This window comes from Cohnella massiliensis, assembly GCF_900169535.1.
GTDB classification, from domain to species: Bacteria; Bacillota; Bacilli; order Paenibacillales; family Paenibacillaceae; genus Cohnella; species Cohnella algarum.
Map to the genome: position 1 here is coordinate 554,861 of NZ_LT821259.1, position 12,362 is coordinate 567,222.

The 12,362-nt window shown below is 61.8% G+C and carries 9 protein-coding genes; all 9 read left to right on the forward strand.

The annotated features are described in order from the left end of the window. The 9 genes from B7E11_RS16425 to B7E11_RS16465 all read left to right on the forward strand — a co-directional run bounded on the left by B7E11_RS16425 (nt 1) and on the right by B7E11_RS16465 (nt 12,331). Complete coding sequence (locus B7E11_RS16425) at nt 1–861, forward strand: transketolase (RefSeq protein WP_080836567.1); 861 nt, start codon at nt 1–3, stop codon at nt 859–861. Then, complete coding sequence (locus tag B7E11_RS16430) at nt 854–1,813, forward strand: transketolase family protein (RefSeq protein WP_080836568.1); 960 nt, start codon at nt 854–856, stop codon at nt 1,811–1,813. Before B7E11_RS16425 ends, B7E11_RS16430 begins: the two co-directional genes overlap by 8 nt. Beyond that, the gene (locus B7E11_RS16435; protein ID WP_080836570.1) at nt 1,810–3,303 is read left to right on the forward strand and encodes an FGGY family carbohydrate kinase; all 1,494 of its coding nucleotides are present in this window, start codon (nt 1,810–1,812) and stop codon (nt 3,301–3,303) included. Before B7E11_RS16430 ends, B7E11_RS16435 begins: the two co-directional genes overlap by 4 nt. Nucleotides 3,304–3,429: 126 nt before the next feature. Next, a complete protein-coding gene (locus B7E11_RS16440) occupies nt 3,430–4,332 on the forward strand; it encodes a nucleoside hydrolase (protein ID WP_080836572.1) in 903 nt (300 codons plus the stop codon). Nucleotides 4,333–4,433: 101 nt separating this feature from the next. Then, nucleotides 4,434–7,127, forward strand: coding sequence for a glycoside hydrolase family 78 protein (locus B7E11_RS16445; protein ID WP_080836574.1), 2,694 nt, complete (start codon nt 4,434–4,436; stop codon nt 7,125–7,127). Between the two features lie 111 nt (nt 7,128–7,238). Further along, nucleotides 7,239–9,125 (forward strand): cache domain-containing sensor histidine kinase, encoded by a 1,887-nt coding sequence (locus B7E11_RS16450; protein WP_080836576.1) that lies wholly within the window; start codon nt 7,239–7,241, stop codon nt 9,123–9,125. A 75-nt stretch (nt 9,126–9,200) separates the two neighbouring features. After that, a complete protein-coding gene (locus B7E11_RS16455; RefSeq protein WP_080836578.1) occupies nt 9,201–10,544 on the forward strand; it encodes an ABC transporter substrate-binding protein in 1,344 nt (447 codons plus the stop codon). Between the two features lie 99 nt (nt 10,545–10,643). Then, the gene (locus B7E11_RS16460) at nt 10,644–11,513 is read left to right on the forward strand and encodes a carbohydrate ABC transporter permease (RefSeq protein ID WP_176220791.1); all 870 of its coding nucleotides are present in this window, start codon (nt 10,644–10,646) and stop codon (nt 11,511–11,513) included. Further along, on the forward strand, nt 11,513–12,331 hold the full coding sequence (locus B7E11_RS16465) for a carbohydrate ABC transporter permease (RefSeq protein WP_080836581.1): 819 nt from the start codon (nt 11,513–11,515) through the stop codon (nt 12,329–12,331). Before B7E11_RS16460 ends, B7E11_RS16465 begins: the two co-directional genes overlap by 1 nt. Nucleotides 12,332–12,362 lie beyond the last annotated feature (31 nt).

A 12,362-nucleotide genomic window follows, 5' to 3' on the forward strand; every position in this document is an offset into this window, starting at 1 on the left:
ATGGCGACGGTACGGGAATTGAAGCGCAAATCGCTGCAAATCCGCAAGGACCTGCTGACGATCATCCATGCGGCCAAGGGCGGCCACACCGGGGGCTCGCTCAGCAACGCCGACATTTTGACCGCCCTTTATTACGAAGTGATGAACCATGACGCGACAAATCCGAAATGGCCCGAACGCGACCGCTTCGTGGCGAGCAAAGGGCACTGCGTCGAATCGCTCTGGTGCATTTTGGCCGATCTCGGCTATTTTCCGAAAGAAGAGCTGTCCACGTACAGCCAGTTCGGCACGAGGCTGATCGGGCATCCGAACAACAAGGTGCCGGGCGTCGAAATGAACACCGGCGCGCTCGGCCACGGCCTGGCCGTCTCCGTCGGGATGGCGCTCGCGGCCAAAAAGGACGGAAAGTCGTACCGCGTCTTTTGCCTGATGGGCGACGGCGAGCAGGCCGAGGGCTCGGTCTGGGAAGCCGCGATGGCGGGCGCGCACTACAAGCTGGACAATCTCGTCGGCATCATCGACCGCAACCGGCTGCAAATCAGCGGCAGCACGGAGGACGTCATGGCGCTGGAGCCGCTCGACCGGAAATGGGAAGCGTTCGGCTGGCACGTCGTCTCCGTGGACGGCCACGACTACGACGCGCTGCTGAAGGCGTTCGCGGGCGTGCCCGAGATCGCGGGGAAGCCGACGCTGCTGCTGGCGAATACGGTCAAGGGCAAAGGCGTATCATTTGCCGAAAATAAGCCGGAGTGGCATCACCATGTGCCGAGCGACGAGCAGCTGAAGCAGGCGCACGAGGAGCTCGACGCCGCGCTTGCGGCGCTCGCGGACGAAGAGGAGAGGAGCGAGACGCATGCCTAATACGATACCGAACCGCCAGGCGATGTGCGAAGCGCTGCTGGAAATCGCGGAGGACAACCGCGACATTATGGTGCTGACGAGCGACTCCCGCGGATCGGCCGCGATGGCCCCGTTCGCGAAGAAGTTTCCGGAGCAGTTCGTGGAGACGGGCATCGCGGAGCAAAATATCGTCGGCATCGCGGCGGGTCTCGCGCACAGCGGCAAGACGCCGTTCGTCACGTCTCCGGCCTGCTTCTTAAGCATGCGGAGCATCGAGCAGATCAAGGTGGACGTCGCCTATTCGGGAACGAACGTCAAGCTGGTCGGCATCAGCGGCGGCGTCTCGTACGGCGCGCTCGGCATGTCGCATCATTCGGTACAGGATATCGCCGTCACGCGGGCCATTCCCGGACTCGCCGTCCTGCTGCCGGCGGACCGCCACGAAACGAAGAAAATGACGCGGGCGCTCGCCAATTATCCCGGAGGCGCCTATATGCGGATCGGCCGCAATCCGGTCGAGGACGTATACGATGAAGACGACGGCCGCGAGCTCGTCATCGGCAAAGCCGTCCGCCTGAAAGACGGCGGCGACCTGACTTTGATCGCCTGCGGCGAAACGGTGCGCGTGGCGCTCGATGCGGCGGCGCTGCTGGCGCAGGACGGCATCTCGGCGCGGGTGCTGAACATGCACACGATCAAGCCGCTCGATACGGAAGCGATCGTCGCGGCGGCCGAGGAGACGGGCGCGATCATTACGCTGGAGGAGCACAGCGTTTACGGCGGGCTCGGCGCCGCCGTGGCCGAGGTGACGTCGCAGGCTTGCCCGGTTCCGCTGCGGATTTTGGGCATTCCGGACGAACCGGCGATCGCGGGCAAAACGGCCGAGGTGTTCCGTCATTACGGGATTTCCGCGGAAAACGTGAAGCAGCTCGCCGGCGAGCTGCTGCGGCAAACGGGCGTGAAGGCGAAATGAGCTACCTGCTCACCGTAGACCAGAGCACGACCGGAACGAAAGCCGTCCTGACCGACCGCAGCGGGCGGATCCGGCACCGCAGCTCGCTCGGCCACCGGCAAATCTATCCGCGGGACGGATGGGTGGAACACGATCCGCTCGAGTTGTATGATAACGTTAAAGCCGCCATCCGGAACGTCATGGCCGAAGCCGGCCTCGACGCGGACGCCGTCGAGGCGATGACGATCACGAACCAGCGCGAAACGGCGCTCGTCTGGGACCGGGAGACGGGCCTTCCGGTCGGAAACGCGATCGTCTGGCAGTGCCGGAGATCGAGCGACTGGTGCGAGCGGCTGAAGCGGGAAGGGCTGGAGCCGCTTGTCGCGGAGAAAACCGGGCTGCCGCTCGATCCGTATTTTTCGTCGGGCAAATGGCGCTGGCTGCTCGATCATGCGGCGGCCGGCATCCCGCCGGAGCGGCTGGCCGCGGGAACCGTCGACAGCTGGCTGCTGTGGAAGCTGACCGGCGGCAAGGTGCATGCAACCGATTACACGAATGCGAGCCGGACCCAGCTGTTCAATATCCGCACGCTGCGGTGGGACGAAGAACTGGCCGAGACATTCGGCATTCCGCTGTCGCTGCTGCCCGAGGTAAAGGACAGCGACGCCGTGTACGGCATGACCGACGAACCGGAGCTGTTTCCGAATCCGCTGCCGATCGCGGGCGTCATCGGCGATTCGCAATCGGCGCTGTTCGGCCAGCAGTGCGTGAAGCCGGGCATGGCCAAGGGCACGTACGGCACGGGCACGTCCGTGCTCATGTTCGCGGGCGACGAGCCGGTCCGCGCGGGCAGCGGGCTCGTGACGGCGATCGCCTGGGGCATCGGCGGCAAGGTGGAGTATGCGCTGGAAGGCGTCATCCATTCGACCGGCGATTGCCTGAATTGGGTGCGCAACCAGCTGGGATTGTTCGCCGATTATGCCGAATTGGAGGCGGCCGCCGCGGAAATCGAGGACACCGGCGGCGTTTACCTCGTCCCCGCATTCGTCGGCCTGGGCGCGCCGCACTGGAACGCCCGGGCCCGGGCGGCCGTCATCGGCCTGAACCGCGCCTCGGACCGCCGCCATGTGCTGCGGGCGGCGCTGGAAAGCATCGCCTTCCAGGTGGCGGATGCGGTTCGGCTCCTGTCCGCGGAGACCGGGCTGCCGCTGACCGAGCTGCGCGTCGACGGCGGCGCCACCGCGAACGAGCTGCTCATGCAGTTCCAGGCGGATTTGCTCGGAGCGGACGTCGTCCGCTCGGACGCGGCCGAGCTGTCCGCGCTCGGTTCCGCTTACATGGGAGGACTCGCCCTCGGATGGTGGGATCGGGATACGCTTTTTACCTTTTATCGCAAAGACAAAATGTATTCGCCCGGGATGGATCGAAAGACGCGGGACCGTCTCGACCGGGGCTGGCGGGCGGCGGTCAAGGCCGTGCTCGCGGCGGAGGAAGCGGCCCGGACCGGCTGACGGGGCCGACCGGGCTCCCGGGAAGCATCCGGGCCGTCTGGCGGGATGAAACGGATGCGGAGGCCGGCGGGTTGCCGGACGTGAACGGGAACGCAGCCGACTACGGAACGGAGGAGCGCGAAACCTATGGAATTTCCTTATCAAGTGCCGGAAGCGAAGCGCATTCGGCTGATCGTGAATACCGACGCGAAAAACGAGGCGGACGACCAATTCGCCATCGCGCACGCCATACTGACGCCGAGATTCAAGATCGAGGGCATCATCGCCGCGCATTTCGGGACGCTCCGGACGAACGAATCGATGGAGGAGTCGTACGCGGAAATCGAAAAAATGCTGGAGCTCACGCATTCGCAAGAGAAGATCCGCCTCGTCAGGGGCGCAACGAAAGCGCTTCCGGACGAAACGACGCCGGTGCCTTCGGAAGGGGCGGATCTGATTGTCGAGGAGGCGATGAAGGACGATCCGCTGCCGCTGTTCGTTATTTTTCTCGGACCGCTTACCGACCTGGCCGCGGCCTATTTGAAGGAGCCGGGCATCGCCTCGCGGCTGACGGCCGTCTGGATCGGAGGCGGCGCCTACCCGGCGGGAGAGCGGGAGTTCAACCTGCAAAACGACATTCCTGCGGCGAACGTCGTTTTCGGCTCGCCGATCCCGCTGTGGCAGGTGCCGCGCGACGTGTACTCGTCGGTCCGCGTCAGCCTCGCGGAGCTGGCGGCGAGAGTCCGGCCGCACGGCGAGCTCGGCCGCTATTTGTTCGAGCAGCTGGAAGCGTTCAACCGGCTGCCGACCCACCGCCAGGAGTGGCCGAAAGGCGAAATGTGGTCGCTCGGGGACTCGCCGGCGGTGTCGCTGCTGATCGACGATCAGCCGTACGACTTCGAATGGCGGGAAGCGCCGTACGTGCGCGGCGACATGACCTACGAGCAGCGGCCCGGAAGCCGCACAATCCGGGTTTACAAGCGGGTGGATGCCCGGTTCATCCTCGAGGACATGTACGCCAAGCTGGCCTTGTTCGCGGGGCAGGCTTGAATCCTGCCGCTGCCCGGCCGGACGCGAAGCCGACAAGCCGGTTTTTCGGTCCGGCGGGTGCCGGGATTTGACTCAATATAACGAAAACGGAGGAAACGCCGATGTCTTTTCGCGTCGTCCATTTGAAAACGGAGTACGTCGTCAATCCGCTGGGGCTCGATGAATCGAAGCCCCGGCTGTTTTGGCGTCTGGAGTCGGAAAAGCGGGGAACGGTGCAGAGCGCCTACCGCGTGCTCGTCTCCTCGAGCCGGGAAGCGCTCGATCGCGACGAGGGCGATCAGTGGGATTCGGGCAAGGTGGAATCCGCCAGCTCCATCCAGGTCGTATACGGCGGCAAGCCGCTTCAGTCCGAGGGGCAATATTTCTGGAAAGTGCAGGCTTGGGACGGCGAAGGAAATCCGTCCGGCTGGAGCGAAACGGCCTATTGGACGATGGGGCTGCTGGATCGCGGCGAATGGAAGGCGGGCTGGATCGGCCGCAAAACGGAAGCGAACGTCGTCATGCAGCCTTCTCCCCATGTACGCAAGTCGTTCGGAATCGCCGGAAAAGTGAAGCGGGCGACCGCCTACGCGACGGCGCTCGGCTTGTACGAGCTGCGCGTGAACGGAGAGAAGGTCGGCGATCTGTTCGCGCCGGGCTTTACCGATTACGACAAGCGCGTGCAGGTGCAAACCTATGACGTCACTCCTCTCGTCCGGGAAGGCGAAAATGCGGTCGGAGCCGTGCTCGGGGACGGCTGGTACTGCGGAACCGTCGGCTTCCTCGGCAGCAAAGTGTACGGCGAGCGGCCTTTTTTCCTGCTGCAGCTGCACATCGAGCTTGAGGACGGCACGAAGCAAATCGTGAAAACGGACTCGACCTGGCGCACGGCCTGCGGGCCGATCCTGTACTCGGACATGATCAAGGGCGAAGCGTACGACGCGCGCCTCGAGCTTGCGGGATGGGATCGTCCCGGCTTCGACGATTCCGGCTGGGAGCAGCCGGACGTTCGGCCGGGCTACAACGGCCTGCTGACCGCTTCGATCGAGCCGCCCGTCCGGATTACCGAGACGCGCCGCCCGATTTCCGTCCGCCGCACGGATGCGGGCACGTTCATTTACGATATGGGGCAGAACATGGTCGGCTGGACGGAAGTGAAGGTGCGGGGAGCGCGCGGCGCCAAAATCACGCTCAGCCACGCCGAAATGCTGAATCCGGACGGCTCGCTGTATTTGGACAACTTGCGGGTCGCCGTTCAGCAGGATCACTATATTTTGAAAGGCGAGGGCGAAGAGCGCTACGAGCCGCGCTTCACGTTCCACGGCTTCCGCTACGTGGAGCTGATCGGCTACCCCGGCGAAGCGGATCTCGACACGATCGTCGGCAAAGTCGTTCATTCCGACACGCCGCGCACGGGCCGGCTGGAAACGAACGACGCGATGGTCAACCGGCTTTACTCGAACATCGTCTGGGGCCAGCGCGGCAACTTTCTGTCGGTGCCGACGGACTGCCCGCAGCGGGACGAGCGGCTCGGCTGGACCGGAGACGCGCAGATTTTCGCGAGAACCGCTTCCTATAATATGGACGTTTCGCGGTTTTTCACCAAATTCATGTGGGATATGATCGACGCGCAGCAGCCTTCCGGGGCGTTCACCGACGTTGCGCCGGATGCCGGCTGGATCCGCCACAAAATGTGGAACACGCGCCTCAACTGGTTCGCGCCGGACAATGCGGGTTGGGGCGACGCGGGCGTCGTCATTCCGTGGACGCTGTACCTGATGTACGGGGATACCCGCATTCTCGAAACGCACTACGGCGCGATGGTCCGCTGGGTCGAGTATTTGAAGGCGAACAGCGACGAACTCGTGCGTCCGAGCTACGCCAACTACGGCGACTGGCTGTCGATCGACGCCGACACGCCGAACGAAGTGCTGGCGACCGCCTATTTCGCCTACAGCGCGAAGCTGCTGTCGCGCATTGCGGGCGTCCTGGGCGAAAAGCGCGACGAAGCGCATTACGACGGGCTGTTCCGCGATATCGCCGCCGCGTTCCGCCGCGCCTTCGTCGACGCCGAAGGGCGCATTCACGGCGCGACGCAGACGGTGTACGTGCTGGCGCTGCAGTTCGGCTTGCTGGAGGGCGAACAGCGCGACGCGGCGATCCGCCACCTCGTCGACGACATTCGCGGAAGAGGCGACCGGCTGTCGACGGGCTTCCTCGGCGTCGGCTATTTGCTCCCGGCGCTTACGGACAGCGGCCGGCTCGACGTCGCCTACGCCCTGCTCACCCAGGAGGCGTTCCCGTCGTGGATGTATTCGATCAAGCACGGCGCGACGACGATCTGGGAACGCTGGGACGGCTGGACCGAGCATAACGGCTTCCAGACGCCGTCGATGAACTCGTTCAACCACTACTCGCTCGGCTCCGTCGGCGAATGGATGTTCCGGTACATGGCCGGCATCGAAACCGATCCGGACCGGCCGGGCTTCCGCCACGCGATCGTCCGCCCGCAGCCGGGAGGCCGGCTGACGGAGGCGAAGGCCGAGTACGAATCGCTGCACGGCGTCGTTTCGACGGACTGGAAGCTGTCGCCGGACGGAGCGTTCCGGCTCGCCGTTCGCGTGCCGGCCGGCGCGACCGCGACGGTCGTCGTGCCGGGCAGCGGAGCGCGCGTCGACGGCGAGCCGGCGGACGCCGCGGCTTCGCCGACAGGCTGGACGCTCGCCGGGCAGACCGAAGCGGCGGCGACGTTCGAGATCGGTTCGGGCGAATACGTATTCGAAAGCGTCATCGGGGCGGCCGCGTTCGCGCGCTAACGTCGCGGGCGGAAGGACAATTGGCAGCAACACGGACTGGTTAGGCGGCTTCAAGCGGTTTATAATTCGAAGAAACGGACAGGCAGGATCGCAGCGGGGAGGGGAAAGAAGATGAAAACAGGCGGCAAGCCGATCGCCGGCAAAATTCGCGACTTCTTTTCCCGTATCCGCACGGTCCTGCTTTTCAGTTATTCCGTCACCATTTTGCTCTCGATCGCGATTGTTGGAACCGTTTCCTTTTCCATTTCCTCTTCCACGATCAAAGACCGGGTCGAGTCGGCCAACCTGCAAATCGTCCGGCAAATCGAAAACAACCTGAACAACGACTTTCGAAGCAAGCGCAATCTGCTGCTCGCTCCGTATTACGATCAGGAGTATATCGACGGCATCAACGCCTATCCGGAAATGACCGATCAAGAAAAATTCCGGTACCAGCAAAAGCTGGAAAACCTGTTTCTGAAAAGCTTCAACGCCACGCCGATTCGCGGCTTCATTCGGTTTCAAATCTACTACCGCACGGGAGAGCTTTTGGCCGCTTCCGACGATTACAAGCCTTGGACGCCGGTCCAGGTGCGCAATTCGGACTGGTTTCTGCGCACGGCGGCGAAGGACGGGGAAGTGTACTTCAACGGACCGAGCTCGGGCGACGGCACGACGGACGCCGCCGACACGGCGTATTCGTCTTCGATTCTCATTCGGGACTTTTCCAGTCCGGAGCGCTTTATCGTCGTTCGCGTCGAGTACGGCGACGATCTGTTCCGCGCGATCGGCCAAAACGACGACCTGTCCGCCGGCAGCCGGATTCTCGTGCTGGACGAGCGGAACGCGCTCGTGTACGACTCGTCGGGCGCGGCGGTCAGGATGCCGGACGAAAGGCTGCTCAACCGTCTCGACGGCGCCGAAGGAAAGTTCTGGACGGAAGGCGAAACCGACGAGCAATTCGTTTCGTATATCGCGTCCGCCTCCACCGGCTGGAAAGTGGTGCTCGTCACGCCGCGCCGGGATATCGTCGGACCGCTCGACAACATCAAAACGACCGTAATCGCGACGGCGCTGCTTGCCTTCGCGCTGACTTTTATGATCTCCGTGCTGTTCGGCCGCCGGATTACGCAGCCGATCCTCGCCCTTTACAAAAACGTGAACCGGATTAAACGGGGCGATTTTTCCGAACGGGCTCCCGTGAAGCGCAACGACGAAATCGGGCTCATCGCCGCGAACTTCAACGCGATGCAGGACGAACTGCAGCAGTTGATCGAGCACAAATACGTCAACCAGATCAAGCTGCGCGAGGTGGAGCTGGCGATGCTGTACTCGCAGATCAATCCGCACTTTTTGTACAACACGCTCGACATCATCCGCGCGATGGCCGACTACCACAAGGTAGAGGAAATCGGGGAGATGGCGCAGGCGCTTGCCGACATGTTCCGCTACAATACGCGGGGCAGGGACGAGGTGGTCACGCTGCAGGAGGAGCTGGATCAAATCGAGGCTTACATGAAAATCCAAAGCATCCGTTTCGAGGATAAAATCGCCTGGGAAGTGGATGTCGAAGAGAGGCTGTACAATTTTCCGATTTTGAAAATGACGCTGCAGCCGCTGGTCGAAAACGCCGTCTTCCACGGTCTGGAGCGAAAGCGGGGAAAGGGCACGATCCGCATCTCCGCCGCGGCGGAAGGGGACCGGTTCGTTCTTTCCGTATCCGACGACGGCGTCGGCATGTCCGAGGGCCGGCTCGCCGAGCTTCGGGCGAAGCTGAAGCAGTCGCTGCACCGGGAGGAGGAGGTCGTCTCCGTAGCCGAAGGCGGCATCGGCATCCGCAACGTCTATTCCCGCTACGCCATCAGGTTCGGCGACCGGCTGGCGTTTGCGGTCGACAGCCGCAAAGGGACGGGAACGCTCGTGACGATCGGGCTCCCGGCGGAAGACGCCGGCTTCGCCGTCCGGACGGGCATCGAGAAGAAAAGTCGGAATGTTCAACAAATCGGGTCAAAATCGTGAATGGGGCAACGGAAAGCGCTTCCCTTATAATGAAAGCGTCACCAGAAAGCGATTACCAAAGGGAGGTTCCACCGAATGAAAAAGATGAAAACGGTATCGATTGTGCTCGTTCTCGGCCTGCTCACGACTCTGCTTGCCGCCTGCGGAGGCGGAAACAACGAGGGCAGCGGCGGCGCGTCCCCGTCCGGATCGGCCGGGGCGTCCGAAGGCGCCAAAAACGGCGACCCGGTCACGCTGACGTTCGTCATTTCCAACACCGAGGATACGACGGCGTTCACGAAAGTGTTCGAGGCGTACGAGCAGCAAACGGGCAACAAGGTCGAGCTGCAGGCGCTGCCCGGCGGCGACTACGACAACCTGATCAAAACGCGGTTTTCCACGGGCGATTTTCCGGATTTGTTCCTGATGCAGCCGGGCACGAAGCAGTACGTCAAGCTGAGAGCCGAAGAGACGCTGCACGAATGGTCCGGCGAGTCCGGCGTTTGGGACAACGTCATCGATTCGATCAAGCAGGCGCAGGTGGAAAACGACAAAATTTACGGCGTTCCGTACGGCTCCACCGGCATGATGGGCGTGTTTTACAACAAGGAAGTGTTCAAGCAGGCGGGCGTGGACGTTCCGAAAAACTACGCGGACCTGATCGAAATCGCGAAAAAAATCAAGGCCGCGGGCTTCACGCCGTTCTACGAGGGCGTCAAGGACGCATGGCCGCCGCAAGTGTTCTACTATACGGGCTGGGTGACGCAAGTCGATCCGGCGATCGGCGAAGAAGGCGTCGCGAAGCTGAACCGGAACGAACTGAAGTTTACGGACATTCCGGAGCTGAAGGATCTGTTCGCGAAGCAGAAAGAGCTGAAGGAGCTGGACCTGTATCAGAAAAACGTGATGGCCGGCACGTACGACGAAATGCAAAACGAGATGGGCGACGGCAAAGTCGCGATGGCGTTCATGCTGGACGGGATCATTTCGCAAATGGAGCAAAAGTTCGGCAAGGACTGGGTCGCGAACAACCTCGGCTTCTTCCCGTTCCCTTCCGAAACGGACCAAGGCACGGCGATGATTACGCCTCCCAACCAGCTGATGGTGCCGGAAAAGGCGAAAAACCGCGACGCGGCGATCGAGCTCGTGAAATTCATGCTGCAGCCGGAAAACGTCGATCTGTTCTATGCGAACAAACCGGGCATTCCGATTTTCGAAGGCGCGACCAGCGAGCTGTATCCGGTGCAGGAGGACGTCAAGGCGTTTATCGACGCCGGCAAATCCCAGGTCAATATCCAGAACCGTCTCACCGCGTCGTTCGTCGACTTCTCGAAGACGCTGCAAAACTTCTTCCTGGACGGCGACATCGACAAGGCGATCGGGGAGTTCAGCGCCAACTATCAGAAAGACGGCAAGGCGAAGCTGCTTGAAGGCTTCTGATCCGACGGCCTTAGATAAAAAACGGGTTGCCCCCGTTCGAAGGCGATTCGCGCGTTCGAACGGGACGGCCCGTCCACCATGGGAGAAGGAGGGGGAGACGTGGAAAGGCGAAAATATCCGCTTTATTTTTCTTTCCCCGCAGTTGCCGTTTTTCTGCTGTTTTTCATCGCCCCGACATTGATCGGCGTGTATTACAGCTTTACGGACTGGAACATTAATGCCGATTCGGTTACCTTCATTGGCTTCGATAATTACGCGGCTCTTTTCCAGGAACCGAGACTGGGAAAAGCGCTGAGCAATACATTGATTTTCGCGGCGGCCGTCACCGTCCTGCAAAACGCAATCGGCCTCGCGCTCGCGCTCGTCATGAACGAGTCGATCAAAATGCGGAACTTTTTTCGCATGGTGTTTTTCATGCCGTACGTCATCGCGCCGATCGTCATCGGCTACGTGTTCCGCGCCATTTATCACCCCGAGCACGGCATCGTCAATACGATTCTAAACGGCATCGGCCTCGACTTTATGGCCCAGGACTGGCTGAACGATCCGAAGTGGGCGCTGTTCTCCATTATCGTCACCGATCTGTGGCGCGTATCGGGCTTCACGATGGTCATCTATTTGGCCGGGCTGCAATTCATTCCGAAAGACCTGCTCGAGAGCGCGTCCATCGACGGGGCGAGCTATTGGCATCGCCTTAAAAACATCGTGCTGCCGCTGATCGCGTCTTCGACGACGGTCAACATCCTGCTGTCGCTGATCGGCTCGATGAAGGTGTTCGAGATGGTCATGGTGCTGACGGACGGCGGGCCGGGGTATACGACGGAAGTGTTCTACACGTACATCCGCAGCACGTTCAGCATGGGGCAGATGGGCTATTCGACGGCGATCAACCTGGTGCTCTTCGCGCTCGTCACCCTCGTCGGCATTCCGGTGCTGACGGCGCTCAAGAAACGGGAGGTGGAGATGTGATGCGGCAAGGAGGAAAAAAGCTCGCGCTTCACCTCGTCGTCGTTTTGGGCGCTCTCGTCATTCTCGTTCCGTTCTACATGATTTTGGTCAATTCGTTCAAGGGCATCCGCGAGTCGGCGTTGTTCGGGATGGGGCTGCCGTCCGAGTGGCTGTTCGAAAACTACGAAAAAGTGTTCGAGCAGGGGAACATTTTGCGCGGGTTCAAAAACAGCTTCCTGCTCGCGGGGCTCACGGTCGTCTGCGTCAACCTGTTCGCCTCGATGGCCGCCTTCGTCATCCAGCGCCGCGACGACCGGCTCATGCGCGGCCTGTACATGATGTTCATCCTCGGGCTGATCGTGCCGGTATCGATCGTGCCGACGATCCGGCTCATGGACATGTTGGGCATCAAGGGCACCTACTTCAGCATGATTATGTACTATACGGCGGTGCTGCTGCCGTTCTCCGTCTTTTTGCTCGTCGGCTTCATGAAGCAGATCCCGCGCGAGCTGGACGAGGCGGCGCAAATCGAGGGAGCGGGGTTTTTCCGGCTTTACTTCCGGATCATTCTGCCGCTGCTCGTCACCGTGCTCGTGACGGTCACGATCGTCGTCATCGTTTCGGTGTGGAACGACTTTTTCGGACCGTTTTATCTCGTGACGGACAGCACGAAATGGACGATCGTGCTCCAGATTTTCAATTTCGTCTCGCTGTACAACACGAACTGGGGCGTCGTTTTCGCGTTCATGGTCATCGTCGTGCTGCCGGTGCTGATCGTGTACCTGCTGCTGCAGCGCTACATCATCGACGGGTTGACGGCCGGCTCGGTCAAAGGCTGAGGCGGGCGATAACTGCCGACCCGGACGGCGG